The sequence below is a fragment of the Pseudonocardia halophobica genome (genome assembly GCF_050948485.1).
Taxonomy (GTDB): Bacteria; Actinomycetota; Actinomycetes; order Mycobacteriales; family Pseudonocardiaceae; genus Pseudonocardia; species Pseudonocardia halophobica.
Window position 1 is genome coordinate 2,547,663 of the sequence record NZ_CP192046.1, and the last position, 22,797, is coordinate 2,570,459.

Annotated in this window: 26 protein-coding genes; 12 read left to right on the forward strand and 14 right to left on the reverse strand. The window is 74.1% G+C overall.

The genetic code is table 11. The annotated features are described in order from the left end of the window. Nucleotides 1-8: 8 nt before the first annotated feature. From ACQP04_RS12285 to ACQP04_RS12300, 4 genes are read right to left on the reverse strand one after another with little or no spacing between them, the layout of a single operon-like run. Complete coding sequence (locus ACQP04_RS12285; protein ID WP_433507172.1) at nucleotides 9-740, reverse strand: SDR family oxidoreductase; 732 nt, start codon at nucleotides 738-740, stop codon at nucleotides 9-11. Further along, nucleotides 737-1,399 carry an HAD-IA family hydrolase gene (locus ACQP04_RS12290; protein ID WP_433507173.1) on the reverse strand — a complete coding sequence of 221 codons (663 nt, stop codon included), beginning with the start codon at nucleotides 1,397-1,399 and terminating at the stop codon, nucleotides 737-739. The genes ACQP04_RS12285 and ACQP04_RS12290 overlap by 4 nt, the downstream gene beginning before the upstream one ends. Then, nucleotides 1,400-1,567 carry a hypothetical protein gene (locus tag ACQP04_RS12295; protein WP_433507174.1) on the reverse strand — a complete coding sequence of 56 codons (168 nt, stop codon included), beginning with the start codon at nucleotides 1,565-1,567 and terminating at the stop codon, nucleotides 1,400-1,402. Further along, nucleotides 1,564-2,802: a Rieske 2Fe-2S domain-containing protein gene (locus ACQP04_RS12300; protein ID WP_433507175.1), complete on the reverse strand. Its 1,239-nt coding sequence runs from the start codon at nucleotides 2,800-2,802 to the stop codon at nucleotides 1,564-1,566. The genes ACQP04_RS12295 and ACQP04_RS12300 overlap by 4 nt, the downstream gene beginning before the upstream one ends. Before the next feature lie 158 nt (nucleotides 2,803-2,960). Here ACQP04_RS12300 and ACQP04_RS12305 point away from each other — a divergent pair, with 158 nt between their 5' ends. The 3 genes from ACQP04_RS12305 to ACQP04_RS12315 are packed head-to-tail and all read left to right on the forward strand — an operon-like array spanning nucleotide 2,961 to nucleotide 6,824. Continuing rightward, nucleotides 2,961-4,733: a PEP-utilizing enzyme gene (locus ACQP04_RS12305; RefSeq protein ID WP_433507176.1), complete on the forward strand. Its 1,773-nt coding sequence runs from the start codon at nucleotides 2,961-2,963 to the stop codon at nucleotides 4,731-4,733. 31 nt (nucleotides 4,734-4,764) lie between these two features. Beyond that, nucleotides 4,765-5,847: a PEP/pyruvate-binding domain-containing protein gene (locus ACQP04_RS12310; protein ID WP_433507177.1), complete on the forward strand. Its 1,083-nt coding sequence runs from the start codon at nucleotides 4,765-4,767 to the stop codon at nucleotides 5,845-5,847. A gap of 26 nt (nucleotides 5,848-5,873) precedes the next feature. Beyond that, nucleotides 5,874-6,824: an NADP-dependent oxidoreductase gene (locus tag ACQP04_RS12315; protein WP_433507178.1), complete on the forward strand. Its 951-nt coding sequence runs from the start codon at nucleotides 5,874-5,876 to the stop codon at nucleotides 6,822-6,824. 50 nt (nucleotides 6,825-6,874) lie between these two features. Here the strand turns inward: ACQP04_RS12315 and ACQP04_RS12320 are convergent, their stop codons facing one another. Beyond that, a complete protein-coding gene (locus ACQP04_RS12320; RefSeq protein ID WP_433508352.1) occupies nucleotides 6,875-7,546 on the reverse strand; it encodes a FadR/GntR family transcriptional regulator in 672 nt (223 codons plus the stop codon). 49 nt (nucleotides 7,547-7,595) lie between these two features. Here ACQP04_RS12320 and ACQP04_RS12325 point away from each other — a divergent pair, with 49 nt between their 5' ends. Continuing rightward, nucleotides 7,596-8,906 (forward strand): MFS transporter, encoded by a 1,311-nt coding sequence (locus ACQP04_RS12325; RefSeq protein WP_433507179.1) that lies wholly within the window; start codon nucleotides 7,596-7,598, stop codon nucleotides 8,904-8,906. Nucleotides 8,907-8,913: 7 nt separating this feature from the next. On the opposite strand, the gene ACQP04_RS12330 is transcribed toward ACQP04_RS12325, so the two are convergent. Then, nucleotides 8,914-9,681, reverse strand: coding sequence for an IclR family transcriptional regulator (locus ACQP04_RS12330; protein ID WP_433507180.1), 768 nt, complete (start codon nucleotides 9,679-9,681; stop codon nucleotides 8,914-8,916). Between the two features lie 73 nt (nucleotides 9,682-9,754). On the opposite strand from ACQP04_RS12330, the gene ACQP04_RS12335 reads away from it, so the two are divergent. Then, entirely contained in the window at nucleotides 9,755-11,011 is a 1,257-nt protein-coding gene (locus ACQP04_RS12335) for a Rieske 2Fe-2S domain-containing protein (protein ID WP_433507181.1), read from the forward strand. Then, on the forward strand, nucleotides 11,008-11,250 hold the full coding sequence (locus tag ACQP04_RS12340) for a hypothetical protein (RefSeq protein ID WP_433507182.1): 243 nt from the start codon (nucleotides 11,008-11,010) through the stop codon (nucleotides 11,248-11,250). Before ACQP04_RS12335 ends, ACQP04_RS12340 begins: the two co-directional genes overlap by 4 nt. A gap of 22 nt (nucleotides 11,251-11,272) precedes the next feature. Here the strand turns inward: ACQP04_RS12340 and ACQP04_RS12345 are convergent, their stop codons facing one another. After that, a complete protein-coding gene (locus ACQP04_RS12345; RefSeq protein WP_433507183.1) occupies nucleotides 11,273-12,073 on the reverse strand; it encodes an SGNH/GDSL hydrolase family protein in 801 nt (266 codons plus the stop codon). Between the two features lie 160 nt (nucleotides 12,074-12,233). Here ACQP04_RS12345 and ACQP04_RS12350 point away from each other — a divergent pair, with 160 nt between their 5' ends. Both ACQP04_RS12350 and ACQP04_RS12355 read left to right on the forward strand, forming a co-directional pair. Then, nucleotides 12,234-13,688 carry a thioredoxin family protein gene (locus ACQP04_RS12350; RefSeq protein ID WP_433507184.1) on the forward strand — a complete coding sequence of 485 codons (1,455 nt, stop codon included), beginning with the start codon at nucleotides 12,234-12,236 and terminating at the stop codon, nucleotides 13,686-13,688. Next, nucleotides 13,685-14,227: a UGSC family (seleno)protein gene (locus ACQP04_RS12355; RefSeq protein WP_306470731.1), complete on the forward strand. Its 543-nt coding sequence runs from the start codon at nucleotides 13,685-13,687 to the stop codon at nucleotides 14,225-14,227. Before ACQP04_RS12350 ends, ACQP04_RS12355 begins: the two co-directional genes overlap by 4 nt. Nucleotide 14,228: 1 nt before the next feature. Here the strand turns inward: ACQP04_RS12355 and ACQP04_RS12360 are convergent, their stop codons facing one another. From ACQP04_RS12360 to ACQP04_RS12390, 7 genes are all read right to left on the reverse strand, one after another. Next, nucleotides 14,229-14,570: a Rieske (2Fe-2S) protein gene (locus ACQP04_RS12360; RefSeq protein ID WP_433507185.1), complete on the reverse strand. Its 342-nt coding sequence runs from the start codon at nucleotides 14,568-14,570 to the stop codon at nucleotides 14,229-14,231. Continuing rightward, nucleotides 14,567-14,770, reverse strand: a complete 204-nt coding sequence (locus tag ACQP04_RS12365; RefSeq protein WP_433507186.1) for a 2-hydroxymuconate tautomerase — start codon at nucleotides 14,768-14,770, stop codon at nucleotides 14,567-14,569. Before ACQP04_RS12365 ends, ACQP04_RS12360 begins: the two co-directional genes overlap by 4 nt. Then, nucleotides 14,761-15,522 carry a 2-keto-4-pentenoate hydratase gene (locus ACQP04_RS12370; protein ID WP_433507187.1) on the reverse strand — a complete coding sequence of 254 codons (762 nt, stop codon included), beginning with the start codon at nucleotides 15,520-15,522 and terminating at the stop codon, nucleotides 14,761-14,763. The genes ACQP04_RS12365 and ACQP04_RS12370 overlap by 10 nt, the downstream gene beginning before the upstream one ends. Then, nucleotides 15,519-16,304: a 2-keto-4-pentenoate hydratase gene (locus ACQP04_RS12375; protein WP_433507188.1), complete on the reverse strand. Its 786-nt coding sequence runs from the start codon at nucleotides 16,302-16,304 to the stop codon at nucleotides 15,519-15,521. The genes ACQP04_RS12370 and ACQP04_RS12375 overlap by 4 nt, the downstream gene beginning before the upstream one ends. A gap of 153 nt (nucleotides 16,305-16,457) precedes the next feature. Beyond that, nucleotides 16,458-17,411, reverse strand: coding sequence for a TIGR03564 family F420-dependent LLM class oxidoreductase (locus ACQP04_RS12380; protein ID WP_433507189.1), 954 nt, complete (start codon nucleotides 17,409-17,411; stop codon nucleotides 16,458-16,460). Continuing rightward, a complete protein-coding gene (locus ACQP04_RS12385; protein WP_433507190.1) occupies nucleotides 17,408-18,190 on the reverse strand; it encodes an IclR family transcriptional regulator in 783 nt (260 codons plus the stop codon). The genes ACQP04_RS12380 and ACQP04_RS12385 overlap by 4 nt, the downstream gene beginning before the upstream one ends. Then, nucleotides 18,187-18,906: a hypothetical protein gene (locus tag ACQP04_RS12390; RefSeq protein ID WP_433507191.1), complete on the reverse strand. Its 720-nt coding sequence runs from the start codon at nucleotides 18,904-18,906 to the stop codon at nucleotides 18,187-18,189. Before ACQP04_RS12390 ends, ACQP04_RS12385 begins: the two co-directional genes overlap by 4 nt. Before the next feature lie 112 nt (nucleotides 18,907-19,018). On the opposite strand from ACQP04_RS12390, the gene ACQP04_RS12395 reads away from it, so the two are divergent. Genes ACQP04_RS12395 through ACQP04_RS12410 form a run of 4 tightly spaced genes read left to right on the forward strand, consistent with a single transcriptional unit; the run spans nucleotide 19,019 to nucleotide 22,791 of the window. After that, complete coding sequence (locus ACQP04_RS12395; RefSeq protein WP_433507192.1) at nucleotides 19,019-19,933, forward strand: catechol 2,3-dioxygenase; 915 nt, start codon at nucleotides 19,019-19,021, stop codon at nucleotides 19,931-19,933. Nucleotides 19,934-19,941: 8 nt separating this feature from the next. Then, on the forward strand, nucleotides 19,942-20,871 hold the full coding sequence (locus ACQP04_RS12400; protein ID WP_433507193.1) for a catechol 2,3-dioxygenase: 930 nt from the start codon (nucleotides 19,942-19,944) through the stop codon (nucleotides 20,869-20,871). After that, nucleotides 20,868-21,944 (forward strand): histidine phosphatase family protein, encoded by a 1,077-nt coding sequence (locus ACQP04_RS12405; RefSeq protein ID WP_433507194.1) that lies wholly within the window; start codon nucleotides 20,868-20,870, stop codon nucleotides 21,942-21,944. The genes ACQP04_RS12400 and ACQP04_RS12405 overlap by 4 nt, the downstream gene beginning before the upstream one ends. A gap of 4 nt (nucleotides 21,945-21,948) precedes the next feature. Beyond that, nucleotides 21,949-22,791: an IclR family transcriptional regulator gene (locus tag ACQP04_RS12410; protein WP_433507195.1), complete on the forward strand. Its 843-nt coding sequence runs from the start codon at nucleotides 21,949-21,951 to the stop codon at nucleotides 22,789-22,791. Nucleotides 22,792-22,797 lie beyond the last annotated feature (6 nt).

Consider the following 22,797-nt stretch of genomic DNA (forward strand, 5'->3'; position numbering starts at 1 on the left):
CCGCGCCCTCAGAACAGGCCGTGCCGCGCGCCCACGTCGAGGGCGAGCGTGGCGCCGTGCAGGGCGGCGGCCTCCGGGGCGAGCAGGGTCGCGACGGCCCAGCCGACCTCGTCCGGCGTGACGAGCCGGCCCAGGGGCGACTCGGCGGCCCGCTCGGCCAGGACCTCTTCGACGGTGATCCCGCGGCGCTCGGCGGCCTGCGCGGCCAGCCCGCGCAGCCGCGGGGTGTCGGCGGGGCCGGGCGCCACGAGGTGCGCGGTGACCCCGCGGGGCCCGTACGCGATGGCGAGCTGCCGCACGAGGTTGGCCAGGGCGGCGTTGACCACGCCCGCGGCGCAGGCGTAGGGCGCGGGCTCGCTGCCGAAGTGCCCGCCGAGGGCGACGATCCGCGAGCCCTCGCCGAGCTCCGCGTCGACGGCGCGCGCCAGGCGCAGCAGCCCGCCCACCTTCAGGGCCACGACCTGCCCGAGCGCGTCCGGGTCGATCGTCTCCAGCGGCCCGGTCGCCGGCAGCCCCACGGCCTGCACGACCATCCGCACCGCCCGCCCGTCGACGGCCGCCGCGATCGCCGCCGCCCCCGCGTCCGTGCCGACGTCGGCGGCGTGCCCCGTGACCCCCGGCCCGTCCGGCGGGGCCTTCCGCGCGACCGCGAGGACCTCGACCCCGGCCGCGGCGAGCCGCGCCGCGATCGCCGACCCCAGCGCGCCCGACGCGCCGACCACCACGGCCAGCCCGGTCATGACCGGATCCCCGCCTGCATCGGCAGGCCGAGCGCGGCCCGGGCGACGGCGAACGCGTCCTCGGGGGCGAGGAGGTCCAGCTGCACCGCGCGCAGACCGGCGGCGCGGGCACCCGCGACGTTCCACGGCATGTCGTCGACGAACACGATCTCCTCGGGCGCCAGGCCCAGCCGGCCGACGGCGATCGCACAGGCCCGGGGGTCCGGCTTGAGGATCCCGGTGACCGAGGCGTCGACCAGCACGTCGACCTCCTCGAAGAGGGGGTGCACGTCCGCCGGCTCGCCGCCGTGGAAGGCCCGCAGGTCGTTGGTGAGCACGCCGACCGGGACCCCGGCGGCGCGGACGTCGGCGACGAGCGCGGCGGCGCCCGGCCGGACCAGGTCCACGCCGGCCTGGTCGTAGAGGGCGTGCATGAACTCGGGCATCGACCAGTCCCGGCCGAGCGCGCCGTCGATCTCCGCGCAGCGCCGCGCCCAGTACTCGCGCTCGGTGATCTCCTCGCGCAGCATCGCGGCCCAGTCCGGGTCGGCGACGGGGCCGAACGGGCCGCGGCGGTCGGTCGCCGCGCGCACCCGGGGTTCGCGGGCGCCGAGTCCGCCGAGCATCTCCGCGCCGGAGCGGAGGACGACCCCACCGACGTCGAGCAGGAGGGCCTTCATTCAGTGCTCCGGTTCGTGGGAGACGATCGCCGCGGGCAGGACGACGGTGGCCAGCAGGCCGCAGGCGACGCACCAGCCGAGGAAGTTGCGGTCCGCGCCGGACCAGAACTCCTGCACGAAGCTGGCCGGATCCGCCAGCGACGCCCCGCAGCCCGGACAGAAGCTCATGACGCCCAGGCCGGCACCGGGTCGCCGAACAGCTCGAAGATCTCGTCCTTGATGGGGGAGTAGCGGATCGAGCTCTCCCGGGTCCAGAGCTGCCGGAACTCCACCGCGGAGCCGAACTTGTCCTTCTCCATCGGCAGGTCGATGACGTCGTGGGGCTCGCGGTAGGTGCACAGCGGGTCCAGCCCCTGCGCCACCCGGTCCATCTGCTCGGCGTACAGCTTGCGCAGCATGATCACGCCCAGGTCCGACCTGCCGAGGTGCTCCTTCGAACGGTCCGAGATCCGGCCCTGGGTGATCCAGGCGACGATGTCCTGCCCGTCGACGTAGTCCCGCAGCCACTCGCCGCCGTCGTCCTTCAACGGCACCTCGTACACGGGGATCTCCGGCTGCGGCGGCGCCCCGCCCTCGGGCCGGTAGGTCTGGTACCAGACGTGCCAGGTGTTCTCGTCGTCGATCGGCACGCGGATCTGGAAGGTCGCCAGCCCCGCCGCGCCCACGCGCAGCATGTGCGGGAAGACGAGCGGGTGCCCGACCTTCCAGTCCTCGTCCTCCTCGGTGTGGCCCTCCAGCACCCGGCGCTTGAGGATCCCGTGCTCGAAGACCTCGAAGGCGACCTTGACGTGCTTCTTGGTGACGACCGGCAGTGCGGTGCCGCCGTCGAGCTCGCGCAGGAACGAGCCGTACCGGCCGTGCAGCCACTCGACGTGGTAGGGGTCGACCGAGTTCTCCATGATCTGCACGAAGTTGCAGGGGAGCTCGGCGTGCCCGATGTCGCGCCAGGCGTCCTCCCAGACGAAGAGGTCGTAGCGCGGGAGCTCGGGCGCCGGGGCGGGCCCGAGGTAGGCGAAGATCAGCCCGCCGAGCTCCTGCACCGGGTAGGCCGTGGCGCGGATGCGCTCGGCGAAGGTCGAGTCCGCGGGCTCGCCGGGCTGCTCCAGGCACTGTCCGGACTCGTCGAACCGCCAGCCGTGGTACCCGCACCGCAGCCCGACGTCCTCGGTGCAGCCCAGCCACAGCGCCGCCCGGCGGTGCGGGCACTGCTCGGCCAGCAGTCCCACCGTGCCGGTGCCGTCCCGGTACAGCACCAGGTCCTCGCCGAGCAGCCGCCGCTTCACGGGCACGCGGCCGGCCATGTCGTGCGTCGCGACCGGCCACCAGTAGCGGCGCAGCAACTCACCCATGGGCGTGCCCGGCCCGACCTGGGTCAGCCGCCGGTTCTTCTCCGCACTGAGCATGGCCGGACGGTAGGTCCGCTGGTCAGGGTGGCGACAGGGCCGCGTTCGCTTCCCCGGAACGGAGCAGCGCGTTCGCCACACCCGAACGCCCTGCTTGTGGCGGCATGTGGCGGCTGTCACGGTCAGCCCAACCCCGAACTGATCGAGGAGTCACCGAGATGGCCAACGTCGTCCCCCTCGACGAGTACACCGGCGAGTGGTACCCGGGCTTCCGGCCGGAGTTCCTGGCGTCGCCGTTCATCGTCGACGGCACCGGGCCGTTCACCGAGGAGGACGAGGACAAGTTCTGGTTCCTCGACTTCCACTGGTCCCGCGGCCTCACCCCGCTCGCGGCCTTCACCTGGGGCCAGGACGGGTACTGCTGGGGCACCCAGCACGCCGCCGAGGGACTCCCGCTCCCGCCCGGCCGCGGCGTCACCAGCCGGTTCGCCGGCACCCACCTCTACGGCTCCGCGATCCCCGAGACCGACCCGCGCGAGATCGGCGCCCGCGCCAACCGGCTCGGCACCACCCTGCCCCGCTTCCTGCAGAACTACCAGCAGACCTGGGCCGCCGGGCGCGAGGAGCTCGAGGCCACCTGGGCGTACTTCCACGGCCTGGACCTCGCCCAGGTCCCGACCGCCGAGCTCCCCGGCCTGCTGGACCAGGCCCGCCGCTACCACAAGCGGTCGATGGAGATCCACTTCGACGTCATGTACCCGCTGCTGGTCAACTTCCTCGGCTTCTACGGCGCCTGCGCGGAGATGGGGATCAACACCGCGGACATCGGCAAGTTCCTCCAGGGCGAGGACACCAAGATCATGGAGACCGACCGCGGGCTCGCGGAGCTGGCCGTGAAGGCCAAGCGCGCCGGGCTCCGCCAGGTCTTCGAGGACAACGAGGGCACCGCCATCCGCGCCGCCCTGTCCGCGCACGGCGGCCCCGCGAGCCAGTGGCTCACCGACTTCGACGACTTCCTGCAGGTCTACGGGCACCGCCAGGAGGCCACCTGCGACGTCGGCGTCCCCAGCTGGATCGAGGACAACACGATCCCGCTGGACATGATCCGCAGCTTCGTCCTCAAGGAGACCGACCACGACTTCGAGGCCGCGGCGCGCAACGCCGTCGAGGAGCGGGAGGCCGCGATCGAGGCCGCCCGGTCCGGGCTGACCAGGGAGGAGCAGGCGGTGTTCGACGCCGGCCTGCGGTCCAACCAGGAGGCGAACTTCCCCTGGTGGCAGGACGACCACAACTACTACATCGACCTCAAGGTCATGATCCCGCTGCGTCGGGTCACCCAGGAGCTGGCCGCGCGCGTCGGGGCCGACGACCGCAACGACCTGCTCTACCTGTTCTGGCCGGAGCTGCGCGCGGTCGCCGAGGGCCGGGCGTACCACGGCGAGCTGAAGAGCCTGGTCGCCGACCGGCGGCAGTACTTCGACCACTGGGGCGCGCTGCGCGGGCAGATGCCGAAGGTGCTCGGCACCGTGCCCGAGACCGTCGAGGACCCGGTGCTGATCGAGATCTTCGGGCTGAACCCGGCGTCGATCCGCGCCATGCAGAACCCCGACGCCGCGGCCGAGACCACGCTGACCGGCGTCGCCGCCGCGAAGGGCATCGCCACCGGGCCCGCCCGGGTGCTGCAGTCCAGCGACGACATGCACCGGCTGGAGCCCGGCTCGATCCTGGTGTGCGAGTCCACCTCGCCGAGCTGGACGCCCGCCTTCGGCAAGATCGCCGGCGCGGTCTGCGACGGCGGTGGCATGCTCAGCCACGCCGCGATCGTCGGGCGGGAGTACGGCGTGCCCACCGTGACCGCGGTCGGCGTCGCGACCGTGGCCATCGCCGACGGCGACCAGATCGAGGTCGACGGCACCAACGGCAAGGTCACCATCCTCAAGCGGGCGTCGGAGGTCGCGGACGCCGCGACCCACGGGGAGGCCGCCGGATGACGGGGTCCTGGTGGAACCGCAGGAGGAGGTCGTGGGCACCTGCAGCGAGTCGATCGTGTGGATCGACCAGGTCGACACCGCCGACGCCGTGGCCGCGGCGGGGTCCAAGATCGGCCGGCTCACGGAGCTGCACCGGGCCGGGGTCACCGTCCCGCAGGGCTTCGCGGTCACGGTCGACGCGTACCTGCGGCACTGTGCGGAGTCCGGGCTCGACGCCCGGATCGAGGCCGCGCTGCAGGATCTCGGGCCGACGCCGTCGGAGGCGGAGGTGGCGGCGGCGTCGGCCCGGATCCGCGCGCTCGTCGAGGAGACGCCGATGTCGGCGGCCCTCGAGGCGGAGATCACCGAGGCGTACGAGGACCTGTGCCTGCGGGCGGTCGACGTCAACGTGCCGACGGCCGTGCGGTCGTCGGCCACGGGGGAGGACGCCGCCGACGCGAGCTTCGCCGGCATCTTCGACACCTACCTCGGCGTCTCCGGCCCGGACCGGGTGCTCACGGCGGTCCGCGCCTGCTGGGGGTCGCTGTTCACCGGCCGCGCGCTCGCCTACCGGCTGCGCAAGGGCATCAGCCACCACGCCATGCCGATCGCCGTCGGGGTGATCGAGCTCGTGCACGCCCGCGCGTCGGGCGTCGCCTTCTCGGTGCACCCGGTCACCGGCAAGCCGGACCGGATCGTCGTCGAGACGTCGTGGGGCTGGGGCGAGGCGATCGTGCAGGGCCTGGTCGACCCGGACCACGTCGAGATCGGCAAGGCCGACGGCCGGGTGCTGAAGTACGACGTGGCGCACAAGGCGGTCGTGTCGGCCTTCGACTTCGCCGAGGGCAGGGTCACGGAGATCGAGATGCCGGCCAAGCTCGCCGACCGGCAGGTGCTCGACGAGGAGCAGATCGCCGCGATCGCCGAGGCCGTCACGGCCATCGAGGAGCACTACGGCTACCCCGTCGACGTCGAGTGGGTGATCGACCGGCACCGCCGCGCCGGCGACCCGATCACCATCGTCCAGTCCCGGCCGGTCACGGTGACCGCGAAGGAGGCCGCCCCGGCCGCCTACGACCCCGTGGCGCTGGCGCAGAAGTTCGTGTTCAGCGGCAAGCCGATCCCCGGGAGGTAGCGTCCCGCCGCCGTAGGGTGCGGACCATGCGCGCGATCGTCTGCGAGACGCCCGGTGGGCCCGAGGCCCTGACCCTGCAGGACATCCCGAAGCCCGAGCCCGGACCCGGTGAGGTCCGGGTCCGGGTGGAGGCCGCCGGGGTCAACCCGATCGACTGGAAGACCCGGTCGGGCCTGGGCGCGTGGAAGTCGTTCGGCGGGAAGCCGTTCGTCGTGGGCTGGGACGTGGCGGGGGTCGTCGACACCCTGGGGCCCGACACCGACCTCGACGAGCGAGGGTTCGAGGTCGGCGACCCCGTGCTCGGGATGGCCCGCTTCCCGAGCCCCGACGGCGCCTACGCCGAGTACGTGACCGCGCCCGCCGGGCACTTCCGGCCGCGTCCGGCGGACCTGTCGGTGGTCGAGGCGGCCGCGCTGCCGCTCGCCGGGATGACGGCGTGGCAGAGCCTCGTCGACGTCGGGCACCTCGAGGCGGGGCAGCGCGTGCTGATCCACGCCGCGGCAGACGGTGTCGGGCACCTCGCCGTGCAGATCGCGAAGGCCCGCGGGGCGCACGTGATCGGCACGGCCTCGGCCGCGAAGCACGACCTGCTGCGCGAGCTGGGCTGCGACCAGGTCGTCGACTACCGGTCGGAGCGGTTCGAGGAGGTCGTCGAGCCCGTCGACCTGGTCTACGACCTCATCGGCGGCGACACGGCCGTGCGCTCCTTCGGCCTGGTCGAGCCCTCCGGCATGCTCATCTGCCTGCCGACGGTCGCGGTCGAGGCCGCGGTGAAGGCGGCCGGGGAGCACGGGGTGAAGGCCTCCGGCGCCTACGTCCGCGCCGGCGGATCCGGGCTCTCCGAGCTGCTCGAGCTCCACGCGGACGGCCGGCTGCGGGTGCGGGTGGCCGAGACCTTCCCGCTCGAGCGCGCCGCCGACGCCCATCGGCTGGGCGAGCAGGGCCGCACCACCGGGAAGATCGTCCTCACGGTGTAGGACCCGCGGGACCGTGTCGATCGCTCAGGCCGCGGGGCCGTGTCGATCGCTCAGGCCGCGGGGCCGGTGTGGTCGCGCAGCAGGGAGTCCAGGATGTCCTCGGCCTCCGCGGCGGCCGCGGCGGCGTCGCCCGCCCGGATCGCCGCCAGCAGCCCGGTGTGGCTCTCGCAGCGGCCGCCGGCCACCGTCGTCGCGACGCTGGCGTGCACCACCTCGGTCAGCCCGCGGTAGAGCTCGGCCAGCACCGCGTTGTGGGCGCAGCGCAGCACGAGCTGGTGGAACGAGAGATCGGCCCGGGTGAAGGCCGCGAGGTCCGCGGCCCGCTCGGCCTCCTCGCAGGCCGCCATCGCCGCGTCCAGGCCGGCGAGGTCCGCCGCGGTGCGGTGCTGCGCGGCGAGCCGCGCGCCCTCGGCCTCCAGCAGCCGGCGCACCTGCAGCACCTCGCGCAGCTCGGTTCCCGCGAGCCGGCGGATCGCCCCCGAGATCTCGCTCGTCGCGCGGACGAACGTGCCGTCGCCCTGCCGGACCTCGAGCAGCCCGGCGTGGGCGAGCGCGCGCACCGCCTCGCGGACGGTGTTGCGCCCGACCCCCAGCGCCTCGGCCAGCTCGGCCTCCGGCGGGAGCCGCGTGCCGACCGGCCACTCGCCCGCGGCCACCGCCGCGCGGATCTGCTCGATGACCTGGTCGACGAGGCCGGCACGCCGGGTGGTGGCCAAGGGCACAGGCGCCATCCTTTCATCCGAACATGGGATGTCTGACAGAGTAGTCGCCATGCCAGTCGGGGAACCGGGACGCGCCGAGGCGTCTCCTGATCTCGGTGCGCGCCCGCGCATCGAGCACCACCGGGTCGCGGACGGGCAGGCGCTCGAGATCGCCGGGGAGGCCGCCGCGGAGGAGCGTCTGACGCCCGCCCGCTTCGGCCCGTTGAGCGGGACCCTGCTGCTGGCCGTCGGCGTGGTGCTGGCGGCGGTGAACCTGCGTGCGGCGGTGACCAGCGCGTCGTCGCTGCTCGGCGACGTCCGCACCGGGCTCGGGGCATCGGCGGCCTGGACCAGCCTGCTCACCACCGCACCCACGCTGTGCTTCGCGGTGGCGGGCCTGGCCGCACCGGTGCTGGCCCGGCGGATCGGCCTGGCGCGGGCGATCGGGGTGGCGCTGGCGGTGCTCGGCGCCGGGCTCGTCGTGCGGGTGCTGGGCGGCGCGGGCGTGATGCTGGGCGGGACGTTCGTGGCCTGCGCCGGGATCGCGGTGGCCAATGTGCTGGTCCCGGTCGTGGTCAAGGAGTCCTTCGCGCACCGCGTCGGGCTCATGACCGGTCTCTACACGGCGGCGCTGCAGGGCAGCGGCGCGCTCGGTTCGGCGCTCACCCCGGCGGTCGAGGGTCCGGCGGGCGGCTGGCGCGGCGCGCTCGTCCTCTGGGCGGCGCTCGCGCTGGTGGCGCTGGTCGTGTGGGCCGTGGGCGCGCGACACAGGCCGGCGGCGGAGGTCGCCCACGGCGCCCGGCGCGCGTCGTGGGGCCGGCTGCTGCGCAGCCTGGTGGCCTGGTCGGTCACGGCGTTCATGGGGCTGCAGTCCTTCATGGCCTACGTCGTGATGGGCTGGCTGCCGCAGATCTACCTGGGCGCGGGCCTGTCCAAGGGGACGGCGGGGGTGATGCTCAGCATCGCCACGCTCGTCGCCGTCCCGTTCAGCCTGATGGTGCCGGCGTTCGCCGCCCGGCGGCGGAGCCAGTCCGGCTGGAACGCCGGGCTGACCCTGCTCGCGATCGCCGGGGCGCTCGGGCTGATGCTCGCGCCGGCGGCGGTGCCGTGGCTGTGGGCGGTGCTGCTCGGCACCGGGATGACCGTGTTCGCGATGGCGATGACCGTGATCACGCTCCGGGCGGCCGACGCCGCGACGGCGGCCGGGCTGTCCGCCATGGCCCAGGGCTTCGGCTACCTCATCGCCTCGACCGGCCCGATGCTCGTCGGGCTGCTGCACGAGGCGACCGGCGGCTGGACCGTCTCGCTGGCCGTGCTGCTGGTGGCCCTGGTCGCGCAGCTCGTGGCGGGGGTGCTCGCCGGGCGGCCGCGCACCGTCTGAGTCCCGGTCATCCGAGGCGGTGCGAGACCACCGCCGCGGCCTCGACGACGGCGGCCCGCAGCCGCCGCAGGACGTCCGGGGCCGCCCGGTCGGTCGGCGCGGCGACGGAGAGGGCGGCGATGACGTCGTCGGCGCGGTCGCGGACCGGCGCGCCCACCGACATGACCCCGATCCGGCTCTCCTCCCGGTTCTCCGCCCAGCCCCGCTCGGCGACCTCCCGCAGCCGCGCGCGCAGCACGGCCGGGTCGACGATCGAGCGCGGCGTGGCCCGGTGCGGCCGCCAGCCTTCCAGCCGCGCCGCCAGCTCCGCCTCCGGCAGGGCCGCGAGCAGCACCTTCCCGGTGCTCGTCGTGGTGGCGGGCAGCCGGGTACCGACCCGGGAGAAGATCCGCACGGTGTGCGGGCTCTCCAGCCGGTCGATGTAGACCGACTCCAGCCCGTCGAGCACCGCGAGCTGGACGGTCTCGCCGGTCGTCGCGCGCAGGGCGGCCATGACCGGCAGCGCGGCCTCGTGCAGGTCCAGCGCGGCGCCCACCGCGGAGCCGAGGTCGAACAGCGCCAGTCCGAGCCGGTAGCGGCCGGTCGGGACGCGGTCGAGCAGCCGCTCCTCGGTCAGCGTGCCGAGGATCCGGTGCACCGAGGAGGTCGAGAGGTCCAGGCGGCGCGCCAGCTCGGAGACGCCCAGCTCGCGGTCGTGCCGGGAGAACTCCTTGAGCAGCCGGGCGGCGTTGCGCACCGAGCTGAGCCCCGTCTCCGACCGGCTCCTTCCCTCCATGCGGGAAGGATTCCTTGTCCGCCGTGACCGGCGCTACCTACCGTTCGCGCACCCCGAACTCGCAGGAGGCGCCGTGCTCACCGCCGAGCAGAACGACGAGCTGACCCAGGTCGAACCCGGGACCCGGATGGGCGAGGTCCTCCGCCGCTACTGGTACCCGGTGGCGTTCACGCGCGAGCTGGAGGAGTTCCCGGTCAAGCGGGTGGAGCTGCTGGGGGAGTTCTTCGCGGTGTGGCGCTCGCCCTCGGGGCGCTACGGCATCATCCCCGAGCCCTGCCCGCACCGGAAGGCGTCGATGGCCTACGGCGTGGTGGAGGCGAACGGGCTGCGGTGCCCGTACCACGGCTGGGTCTTCGACACCGACGGCGCGTGCACCGAGCAGCCCGCGGAGAAGGACAACACCAACTTCCAGGAGCGGGTGCGGGCCACGGCCGGGCGCGTGGAGGAGCTGGGCGGGCTGGTCTGGGCGTATGTCGGGCCGGCGCCGGCGCCGGAGCTGCCGCGCTTCGACACGTACGTCATGGAGGGCTTCCGGGACATCGGCTGGGCCGACCTGCCGTGCAACTACGTGCAGATCATGGAGAACGCGGTCGACCCGCACCACGTCGAGTTCCTGCACGGGCGGTACTTCGAGTTCGTCGGGCGGCACGAGGGGTTCACCGCGCCCGCCTCGTTCGGCAAGGAGCACGTCCGCATCGGGTTCGACGCCTTCGAGTGGGGGATCATCAAGCGCCGCGTGCTCAAGGGCGCCACCGAGGAGAACGACGACTGGAAGGTCGGCCACCCGCTCGTCTTCCCGTACAACATGCGCGTGGGCGGCGGCGGGATCCACCAGATGCAGATCCGGGTGCCGATCAACCGCACGACCACCCGGTTCATGCTCTACACGGTGCACGCACCCGACGGCTACGAGCACGTGGAGCAGCCGCAGGTCCCGGACTACGAGATCCCGGTGTTCGACGACCGCGGCCGGCACGTCACGAACTACGTCGAGGGCCAGGACATCATGGCCTGGGTGACGCAGGGCGCGGTCACCGACCGCACCACCGAGCACCTGGGCCGCAGCGACATCGGGGTGGCCATGCTCCGCCGGATGTTCCGCGAGCAGATGGACGTCGTGGAGCGCGGCGAGGACCCGCTCGGCACCATTCGGGAGGAGCACGACCGGATCGACCTCCCCTGTGAGAGGGACAAGTTCCACGCGGGCGGCGCGCAGTTCGCGCTGGACTTCTGCGACATGGGGTCGACCCGCTTCTCCCCGGTGCTCGACACGATCAAGAAGATCCACATCTCGGCGGCCGACAAGATCGCCGCGGAGAAGGCCGGGTGACCGTGGCGCCGGGGCTGCCCGGCGGGGCGCGGGAGGACCGCCGCTTCCTCCCCGACGCCGAGGCCCACCGCCGCGACGCCCCGCGCTTCTGTCCGCGGTGCGCCGCCGCCCTCGGGCTGGCGACGGAGTTCTGGGAGGCCGAGGAGCGGCGGTTCTACTGCTGGTGCTCCGGGTGCGGGTGGACCGGCGAGATCACGCCGGGCGAGGGCGGGGTGCGCGGGCACGAACCCGAGCACTGACCAGCACCGACGGGCACGGGCTTCACGCCCGCTCGACGGCGGCGGTCAGGACGGGGAGGTAGCCGCGGGCGTACCCGGCGGCCGTGGGGTGGTAGGCGCCCGGGCCGCCGGGCGCGACGATCCACGGGGCGGCGCTGCACAGCCCGTGTCCGGCGAACGCGGGCCGGACGTCGACGAACGTCGCCCCGAACCGCTGCGCGGTCTCGGCGATCCGGTCGTTCAGCACGTCGGCGCCGGCGTCGATGCGTGCGCTGCGGACCGGGTTCAGCGGGCAGCCGGGGCCGTCGCCGAACAGCCGCGGGTAGCCGAGGACCACGACGCGGGCGGACGGGGCGCGCACGTGCACGGTGCCGAGCACCACCGCGAGCGCGGAGGGCAGGACGTACCGGGCCACCCGCTCGCCGGCCCGGACGGCCTGGTCGCAGCCGGCGTCGTCGGGCGCCGTGGTGCAGCGGGCGAGGACGGGGGCGAACCCGGTGTCGTTGCCGCCCACGGTGATCGTGACGAGGTCGGTGTCCTTCGTGACGGCGGAGACCTGGTCGCGCAGCACCCCGGCGGTGGTCGCGCCGCTGCACGCCACCGTCGTGAACGACGCCGGGCCGGTCTCCGCGGCGTACCGGGCCGGGTAGGAGGCGGTGCTGCGGGCGCACGCGCCGCTCGTGCCGTCCGGCGTGGCGCCGACCCCGGCGGCGTAGGAGTCGCCGAGCGCGACGTAGTCGTCCGGTTCGGCCGCCGCGGCGACCTGCACGCCGGTGAGCGTCGCGGCCAGGGCCAGGACGAGCGGGACCAGCGTTCGGCGGAGCCCGAGCGGGAAGCGGCGCACCTCCCCATCCAGCCATCGCGCCGTTCCGGCGGACAACCGCCGTCCGGGTCCGGGAAGTCGTCGGTGCCGCCACGCACGGTGGCGCCCGTACCCGGCCGGCGTGATCGACGGCCGGCCTACCGGACGACCGTTCAACCGACTAGCGTGCCGGGGTGTGTCGGTGTCGACGGAGCTCCGGGCGGAGGTGGACCTGCCCACGGACGGGTTCGTCGCCGTCGTCAAGCAGGACTGTCCCACCTGCCGGCTGGTGGAGCCCGTGCTGGCGGCGTTGCCGCAGGTCACCGTGTTCTCGCAGGACGATCCCGCGTTCCCCGAGGGTGTCGCGGACCGGCGGGACGACACCGCGCTCGACGCCAGCCTGGCCCTCGACATCGAGACCGTGCCCACGCTCGTCCGGTTCGCCGGAGGCGTCGAGCAGGGCCGGGTCGTCGGGTGGAGCCGCGAGCGGTGGGCCGACCTGACCGGCGTCGCGGAGATCGGGGCGGACCTGCCGGAGTACCGGCCCGGCTGCGGCTCGCGCACCCAGGACCCGGAGGTGGCCGAGGAGATCCTGGTCCGCACCCGCGGCGGGTCGCTGCACTCGCGCCGGCTCGAGATCGCCGCGCTCGAGGACGAGGTCGAGGCCCTCTACGACCGCGGGTTCTCCGACGGCCTGCCCGTCGTACCGCCCACCCCGGCCCGGGTGCTGCGCATGCTGGACGGCACCTCGCGCCGGCCGGACGAGGTGGTCGCGGTCGTCCCGCCCAACCTCGTCGAGGCCACCGTGGAGAAGGTGGCGGTCAACGCCGTCCTCGCCGGCTGCCGGCCCGAGTACCTGCCCGTCGTGCTCGCCGCCGTCGAGGCCGCGTGCACGGACGAGTTCAACGCCCACGGCCTGCTCGCGACCACGTGGGGCGCCGGGCCGGCGATCGTCGTCAACGGGCCGGTCCGCGCCGAGATCGGGATGAACTGGGCCGGCAACGCGCTCGGACAGGGCAACCGAGCCAACTCGACCATAGGCCGAGCGCTGCAGCTGGTGATCCGCAACGTCGGCGGCGGCCGTCCGCAGGAGGTGGACCGGGCCGCGATGGGGCATCCCGGCAAGGTCGGGTTCTGCTTCGCGGAGGACGAGGAGGGCTCGCCGTTCGAGCCGCTCGCGCAGAGCCGCGGCGTGGCGCCGGGCCGCTCGGCGGTCACCGTGTTCGCAGCGGAGGGGCCCCGCGGGATCGTCGACCAGATCTCCCGGCGGCCGGAGTCGCTGGCCCGCTCGCTCGCCCTCGGCCTGCGTGGGGTGTGCCACCCGAAGCTGGTGCGGGGCTTCGACGCGACGCTGGTCGTGTGCCCGGAGCACGCCCGGGTGTTCGCCGAGGCCGGCTGGGACCGGGCGCGGCTGGAGGCGGCGCTCGACGAGGCGCTGCTGCTGGACCGCGCCGAGATCACCCGCGGCGCCGGCGGCATCGACGAGGGCGTGCCGGCGGGCGACTCCGACCGGCCGCTCGCGAAGTTCCGGCCGGGCGGGCTGATGATCGTGCACGCCGGCGGCGGCGCCGGCATGTTCTCGGCCGTGATCGGCGGCTGGGCCGGCGGACCGGGCGGGAGCGCGCCCGTGACGAGAGAGGTGGACCCGTGGCGATGACCCGGACCGGATCGACCGGCTCGCTGGTGATCCTGGACCCGACGGACGAGACCACGGCGGACAGCCGCACGGCGCTGGAGCGCCCGGCCTCGCTCGACGGGCTGCGGGTCGGCCTGCTCGACATCTCGAAGGCGCGCGGGGACGTCTTCCTCGGCCGGCTCGCCGAGCTCCTCGCCGAGCGCGGCGTCACGGTGCGCCGCTACGCCAAGCCGACCTTCACCAAGCCGATGCCGGCCGACCTGCGGCGGCAGATCACCACGGAGTGCGACGTGGTGATCGAGGCCCTCGCCGATTGAGGCTCGTGCACGTCGTGCAGTGTGCACGACTTCGCCGCCCTCGAGGGCCGGGGCGTGATCGCGGCCTTCCTCGCGTCGACGCAGTTCGTGGTGGCCGCCGACGCGCAGGCCCGGGCGCTCGGCTACCGCGAGGTGCCGTCGGTGTTCGTGCCCCATCCGATCCAGGACCGCACGGACGAGGAGATGCGCGCGCTCGCCGATGCCGCGCTGGAGGAGGTGCTCGCGGCCGTGACCCGGCGGTGAGTCACTCGCCGCGCGCGTGGGCACGCAGCCGCTCGGACCAGGAGAGCGGGGAGGGCGGGTCGCCGACGTCCGCGTAGCGGACGCCGTCCCGCTCGACCACCGGGTAGACGCCGAGGCGGTGCTGCGGCGACACGTCGCACTCGCCCGTCCGCAGGTCGAAGCGGTACCAGTGCGAGGGGCAGACCAGCAGGCCGTCCCTGATCCAGCCGTGCTCCAGCGGACCGCGGTTGTGCGGGCAGTCCGCGTCGACGACGTGCCAGCGGCCCTCGTGCTCGACCACGACGAAGGCCCGGCCGTCGTCGGCGACGACGCGCCCGGGCCCGGTGATCCGCAGCAGGGTCATCTCCTGCCGGACGCCCGCAGGTCCGCCAGCGTCTCGCCGCCCACGAACCAGTGCTCCGGCTCGCACTCGGTGAGCACCACGCGGATGGACTCCCGCTTCGCCCCGATCGCCTCCTCGGCGGCGGCGGTGAGCGCCTCGCCGAGCGCCTGCAGCTGCTCGGGGGTGCGGCCCCTGGCGAGCGTGACCTGGATCAGCGGCATCCCAGCTCCAGAGTTCCGAGTCGGTCGATCGACGCGACGACGACGTCCCCCGGCCCGACCGGCACCGCCGCCGTCAGGCCGCCGGACAGGACGATCTCGCCCGCCCGCAGGCCCTCGCCGTCGGCGGCGAGCGCGCGGACCAGCCAGGCGACGGCGGCGGCCGGGTGGCCGAGCGACGCGGCGCCCGACGCGGTGGCGGCGAGCTTCCCGTTCTTCTCCAGCACCACGCCGACGAGCCGCAGGTCGATGCCCTCGGGCGGGACCGGCGTGCCGACGACGTAGCGGGCGGCGGAGGTGTTGTCCGCGACGACGTCGGCCATCGTGAAGCCGTAGTCGGTGTAGCGGGAGTCGAGGACCTCGATCCCCACGGCGACGCCCGACGACGCGGCCACCACGTCCGCCGCGGTGACGTGCGGGCCGGCGAGGTCCCGGCCGAGGGTGAACACGATCTCGGGCTCGCAGCGCGGCTGGATCTGCGCGCCGGTGTCCAGCGGCTCGCCGAGGTCCAGCGCCCCGGCGGCGGGCAGGAAGCCGTAGATCGGCTCGTTGACGTCGACCTGCACCTGCTTGGCCCGCGAGGTCACGCCGAGCTTCCAGCCGGCGAGTGGGCCCGCGGCGCTGCGCAGCTCGCGCTGCACCTGGTAGGCGGTGGGGAGGTCCAGCTCGGGGAACTCGTCGGACAGCTTGCCGATCGCGGTGCGGTCGGCGACGGCCTTGCCCAGCCGGGCTGCCAGCTCGCTCACGTTGATCATGCGCCCACCCTCACGGTCACCGGCCCGAGCCGGTCGAACTCGGCCCGGAACACGTCGCCCGGGGTCATCGGGACGGCCGCGTGCAGCGCGCCCGTCATGATCAGGTGCCCGGGTTCGAGGGCGACGCCGTTCTCGCCCAGGACGTTCGCCAGCCAGGCCACGACGGCGACGGGGTCACCCAGCGCGGCCGCGCCGGCCCCGGTGTCGATCAGCTCGCCGTTGCGGGTGAGGGTCATGCCGACGAGCCGGGTGTCGAGGTCGGCCACCGGGACGATCCGGCTCGACGTGGCCACGGCGCCGTTGGAGGCGAGGTCGGCCACGGTGTCGGCGAGCTTGATCCGCCAGTCGGCGATGCGGGAGTCGACGATCTCCATCCCGGCCACGGCCCCGGCGAGCGCGGCGCGGGCCTGCGTGACGGTCACGCCCGGCCCCTGCAGCCGCTCGCCGAGCACGAACACGATCTCGGCCTCGACCTTGGGGGCGATGAACCGGCCGAGCGGGATCTCGTCGCCGTCGCGGTAGACGGTCGAGGCGAGGACGGGCCCGTGGTCGGGGGAGTCCACGCCGATCATCTTCTGCATCGGCTCGGAGGTCAGCCCGACCTTGTACCCGACGATGCGGTCGCCGTCGGCGAGCAGGAGGTCGATCAGCTCGCGCTGCACCGCGTACCCGTCGGCCATCCCGAGTGTGGGGTCGTCGTCGGTGAAGGGCGGGATCGGCGTGCGGGTGCGGCGGGCGTCGTAGAGCGCCCGGGCCTTCGCGGCCGCGTCCGTCACGGGCATGAAGTCCTCCTCGTGCGAGTTCGTCGCCCATCCTTCCGCGTCGGACCGACCGCGGTCACGGCCACCGTTCCGTCCGTCGGAACGGCTGTCGCACGAACGGCACTCTCGTGCGGTAGGTCCGCACGGCAGTGCCGTTCGTGCAGGTCGGGGGGGTCACCGGTTCGCGAGCTCGCCCAGCAGACGCCAGGTGCGGCGCTCGTCCTCCGGCGAGCCGATCGCGGTCTGGGTGTAGACCAGCTCGGTCACGCCCACCTCGGCGTAGGCCGCGACCTGGTCCGCGAGCGCCTGCTCGTCGCCGATCGCCACCAGGTCGGCGGGGTGGTCGACCCCTTCGCGGTCCAGGGCGGCGCGGTAGGCCGGGATGGTCCCGTAGAACCCCATGCTCTCCTCGGCGCGGGCCCGGGCGCCCGCCCGGTCGGCGGTGACGACCCCGGACACGATCGCGGCGATCCCGGGGGCGGGCCGCCCGGCGGCTGCGGCGTACCTCGCGAGGGTGGGCACGGTGTACCCGGCGAGCGTCCGCGGGCCCGAGAGGATCGGGAGCGCGCCGTCGGCCAGTTCGCCCGCGGCCCGCAGCGTGAGCTCCCCGGCCGCCGCCACCAGCACCGGGACCCGCGGACTGGCGCCCGGCACCGTCGTGGCGAACGGGGTCCGGGCCACCACGGTCTCGCCCTCGACGTCCACGGCACCGGTCTCGAGCAGGGAGCCCAGGGCGTCGAGGAACTCGCGCAGGTGCCGGATCCTGGGATGCGGCGCGATCCCGTAGGTGCGCTCGACGAACTCCTTGATCGACAGGGCGACGCCGAGGGTGAACCGCCCGTGGCTCGCGGCCTGCGCGGTCCGGGCCTGCATCGCCAGGGCGATCGGGTGCCGCGGGTAGATCGGCACTGCGGCCGTCCCGACCTCGATGTCCGGTACCTCACGGGCGGCGAGCGTGGCCACGGTGACGGCGTCGTGGTCGAAGCGCTGGGTGAACCAGGCCGAGGTCAGGCCGGCGTCGGCGAGCTCCTGCACCTGCCCGATCAGCGCGTCGACGGCATTGGGTTCGCCGGGCAGCCGGGCGTGGTCGGTGGGCAGCGCGACGCCGATCCGCACGGGTGGGCTCATGCGCCCCGCCCCTCCCGCTCCGGGGTCCAGCCGAGCCGGCGGGAGATCGCCTCCCCGGCCTCGACCAGCGACCGGGCGTGCCGGCGGCGCGCCGCGGCGCCGAACCGGGCCGTCGGGGCGCCGATCGACAGGGCCGCGACGACCTCGCCGTACCGGTCCCGGACGGGCGCGGCGATCGACACGACGCCGATCTCCCGCTCGTGCACCGCCTCGGCCCACCCCCGGGCCCGCACGGCCGCCAGCTCGGCGCGCAGGGCGTCCGCGGTGACGAGCGTGTGCGGGGTGAGCTGCGGGAACGGCCCGGTGATGCGCTCCTCCCGCTCGGTCTCCGGCAGGTGGGCGAGCAGCACCTTCCCCGAGCTGGTGGCGTGCGCGGGCACGCGGCGCCCGGTCTCGGTGAACAGCCGCAGCGAGTGGGCGGACTCGAGCCGGTCGACGTAGACGACGTCGACGCCGTCGAGCACCCCGACCTGGCAGGTCTCGCCGGTCTCGTCGCGCAGGTGGGCGAGCACCGGCCCGGCGGCAGCGTGCAGGTCCAGGTGCACCTTCACCGCCTCGCCGAGCTCGATCATCACCACGCCCAGCCGGTAGCCGCCGGTGTGCGGGTCCTGCTCGATCAGGCCCTCCGCGGCGAGCGTGGTGAGCAGCCGGTGGACCGCGGACTTGCCCAGGTCGAGGCGCCGGGCCAGCTCCGAGACGCCCAGCGTGGCCTCCTGCGCACGGAAGGCCTTGAGCAGCCGCGCGGCGTTGGTGACGGTGGTGAGCGGGGCGTCGGTCATGCCGGTGCCGCCGGTGCTTCGGTCGGTCCCCGGGGCGTCCGGTCCCGCCGCCCGCCGACGCTGGCGAGCAGGGCCTTGCGCACCTCGTCCGGGTCCGGCGCGGGGGACTCGGCGAGGGCGGCGACCGCGGCGTCCCGGGGCGCGATCGCGCGGGCCAGCAGCGCCTGCGCCCGGGGGAGCCCGGCGGCCGAGGCGCCGACCAGCTCGTCGACCAGCGCCTCGCGCCCGCGCACGCGGCTGCGGATCGTGTCGAAGTCCCGCACCGCCGCGGAGTGCCCGCTGGCCAGCCCGGACCCGACGTGCTGGGCGTGGTGCGGGGTCAGGCCCGACCCGGGCTGCGCGACGACGTGGTAGCAGGTCGTCTGGATCCCCAGCGCGCCGCGGACCTCGGCGTACTGCGGCTCCGCCGACTCGTCGACCAGCCCGAGCGCGGGCACCACGACGGGGTCGTAGAAGCGCAGCGTCCACTCCAGCCCGGGCAGCGACCCGCGCTGCTCCACCTCCTGGCCGCGCAGCGGGCCGAGGTCCTCGCGGGTGGCGAGCAGGTGCAGGTTCCGCACGCCCACGGCCGCGACGTGCACCGTGCCGCCCCCGGCGAGCAGCGGCATCCGGCCGCGGGCACCGGGCGGGAACGTGTCGGCCTGCGCGAGGTAGGCGCGGTGCAGCGCCGCGACGTAGTCCGCAACCGCCTCGCGCATCCGCATCGGGTCGGCCATCGGCGTCCCTCCGTTCTGATTTCCGGAACGGCTGCACTTCCCTCCGGAACGCTAGGGCGCCACGCTGAAGCTCGTCAACAGCGTCGTCAGCACCGAGCAGGGAGGCTCGCCAGTGGGGATCCTGCGCCTGGCCCACGTCGACGTCCGCACACCCGACCTGGACCTCGCCGCCGCGTACTACACCGAGGTCATGGGTCTGCAGACCGTGCAGCGGGATGCGGACACGGTGTACTTCAAGTGCTGGGACGAGGAGGACCACCACTCGCTGCGGATGCGCTACCACCCGCGCACCGGGCTGGACTCCTTCACGTTCCGCGTCGAGGCCGAGGACGACCTGCACGAGTTCGAGAAGAAGGTCGAGGCCTACGGCTGCCCGACCACGCGGGTCAGCCGCGGCGAGGCCGTCGGGCAGGGGGAGTCGATCCGCTTCGAGGTGCCGAGCGGGCAGGTCATGGAGCTGGTCTGGGACATCGAGAAGACCGGCAACCTGCTCGGCAAGCGCAACCCGGCGCCCACGCCGCCGCCCGACCTGCCCGGGATCGCGCCGCCGCGGATGGACCACATGCTGGTCAACGCCGAGGAGGTCGCCGAGGCCGCCACGTTCTTCACCGACGTGCTGGGCCTGCGGATGACCGAGCAGGTGCTCGACGGCAACGGCCACCAGCTCGGCGTCTGGCTCGCCGGCCGCACCAACACCCCGCACAACATCGCCATCGTCAACGGGCCCAACGGCGCCCTGCACCACTGGGCCTACTGGCTCGACGACTGGGACCACATCCGCAAGGCCGCGGACACGCTGGCCTACAACGGCGTGCAGATCGACCAGGGCCCCACGCGCCACGGCGTGACCCGCGGCAACACCATCTACTTCTTCGACCCGCTCGGGATCCGCAACGAGGTCTTCACCGGCGGCTACTGGGTCGACCCGGACACCGAGATCATCACCTGGACCGAGGACAACTTCGGGAAGGGCCTCTTCTACTACGAGAACGTCGTCAGCCAGCGCTTCCTGCGCATGCACACGTGAGCGAGAAGATGACCGACAGGATTCTGCGACTGCAGCACGTGGAGGTCCGGGTCCCCGACCTGGAGCTGTGCACCGCCTACTACACCGAGGTCCTCGGCCTCGTCGAGACCGCGCGGGACACGAAGGACGGCGTGGACCGCGTGTTCCTCAAGTGCTGGGATGAGCGCGAGCACCACTCCGTGATCCTCCGCCAGGCCCCGACCTACGGCCTCGACCACATGTCGTTCAAGGTCCGTGAGGCCGGCGACCTGGACCACTACACGGAGCGGCTGCAGGCGGCGAGCGTGCCGGTGAAGCGGTTCGCCGCCCGCGATCTCGGCCCGGGCTGGGGCGAGGCGATCCGCTTCGAGGCGCCGTCGGGGCACGTCGTCGAGCTGACCCACGGCACCGAGCGGGTGGGCAACATGCTGCCGATGACCAACCCGCCGCCCCGCCCGCAGGACCTGGTGGGGATCGCGCCGCCGCGGCTGGACCACGTGTTCGTCATGGCCGAGGACGTCGACGGCTTCACCCGGTTCTTCACCGAGCTGCTCGACTTCCGGATGACCGAGCAGATCGTGGCGAACGACGGGCACCAGCTGGCCACGTTCCTCGAGCACAGCCACACCCCGCACGACCTCGCCGTGATCACCGGCCCGAACGGGGCGCTGCACCACTTCGCCTTCTGGATGGACGACTGGAACGCCATCCGCGAGGCGGCGGACACGCTGGCCTACCACGGCGTGACGATCGACGTGGCACCCACGCGGCACGGCGTGACCCGCGGCTACACGACGTACTTCTTCGACCCCGTCGGCAACCGCAACGAGCTGTTCACCGGCGGGTACTGGGTGGACCCGGACTTCGAGCCGATCACCTGGACCGAGGAGGAGATGGGCCGGGCGATCTTCTACTACCACCGGCAGGTCAACGAGCGCTTCTTCACGGTGCACTCGTGAGTGCGCCGACGGATCCGCGGAAGATCGACCGCTACGAGGCGCCGAACTACCTGGCGCGGTACCGGGAGCGGCAGAGCCGCCGTGGCGGCGGCGACGGGGCGGCGACCGCCGGCCGGTTCGCGGCGCCCGTCGAGGCCGGCGCCGCCGAGGCCCCCGCCGAGCCGCTGTACCTCCGCCGCTTCCGCGAACGCGGCGCCGCACCCTCACCGAAGGTCGAGTACGAGGGCGCGGCGTTCACCCCCGAGCTGGCCGAGGCGACCCGCGGCAAGGAGGTCGCCGCGCCGGTCGGCCGCCGGGCGAACGAGAAGATCGTCTGTGAGATCTCGATCATCCGGCACGGCATCACCCAGGGCTACTCCACCGACGCCGGCCTGACGCCGATGGGCGGCTGGCAGGCGCACCGCCGCGGGCACGAGCTGGCCCGCCGCTGGGACTCCGGGGACAAGGTGCGGCTGGTCTGCGCGGCCACCAACCGCGCCCGGCAGACCGCGGAGCAGATCTACCGCGGGGCGCAGGACGGGCTGCGGATGTGGGGCCACGACGTCGAGCTGTCGGAGCCCGAACCCGTGCCCGAGCTGCGGAACTTCGGCGTCTGGACGCCGGACGGGCTGCGCGACGTCACGTCGTCGTTCCGCCGGTACCAGTCCGAGATGGAGAAGCTGGAGCGGATGGCCGTCGGCGACCGGCCCCGCTGGCTCGTCGAGATCGACCGCTTCTACCGGACGCAGCTGGGCGGGGCGGACCCGATCCAGATGTGGCTGACGATCCCGATGATGTACTTCGAGCCGCCGGCCGTGTGCGTGCGCCGCTTCTGGCGCGGCTTCCACCGGCTCATGCGGGAGGCGGCCCGACCGACCACCGGACAGCACCGCATCGTGGCCGCCACCCACTCGGGTCCGATGCGCGCGTTCGCGACCTGGGCGCACGGCTACGACCCGGGCGAGCCCTTGAACACCGAGGAGATCCGGGTGAAGCTCCGCGAGGGTGGCCGCACCGCGTTCGTCTCCTACCGGAACCGGGTGACCGAGGTGCACGTGCCGCCCGCCGACGAGTTCCCGGACTGGGAGGCCTGACGCGATGACGCTCGCCGCCGACACCACCGACGCTGCCGGACGGGCCCTCCGGGACGATCCCCCGCTGCTGGTCCCCGAGTCCCCCGAACCCGACTCGCCGCTGCGCTCGGTGGCGATCGCGATGGCGGTGCTGGACTGCTTCGGGGACGAGGCGGAGCTCGGGGCCACCAAGGTCGCCCAACGCCTGGGCGTCGCCAAGAGCACGGCCTGCCGGATGCTCGCCGCGCTGGCCTCGGGCGGGTTGCTGGAGCGCACGCCCTCCGGGCGCTACCGGCTGGGCCTGCGGCTGTTCGAGATCGGGCAGCTGGCGGTGGACCGGCTGATGCTGCGCGAGGTGTCGCTGCCGGTGCTCGGCGAGCTGCGCGAGGTGCTGCGGGAGACCGCGCAGCTCGCGGTCCCGGTGGGCGCCGACGTCCTGTACGTCGACCGGCTGGAGGGCGCGGGCGTCGGGACGATGTTCCACACGGAGATGTACCGGCGCGGGCCGGGGCACTCCTCGAGCGCCGGCAAGGCGATGGCGGCGGTCAACCCGGCGATGGCGCGCGCGATCCTGCAGCGCGGCTTCGAGCGGCGGACGCCGTTCACGATCGTCGACCCGGGGCGGTACCGGCAGGTGCTCCGCCAGGTCCGGGCGGACGGCTACGCCGCCTCCCGGGAGGAGCACACGCTGGGGATGTCGTCGGTGGCCGCGCCGGTCGTCGTCACGCGCGGGGACCGGCGGGTGGCGGTCGCGGCGATCTCGGTGGTCGGGACGACCTCGCGGGTCCTGGGCGCACGCAAGGTCGCGGTGGTGCAGAGTGTCCGGAGGGCGGCGGCGACGGTGTCGGCGCTGTTGGCGCGTTCGTAGGGGGCA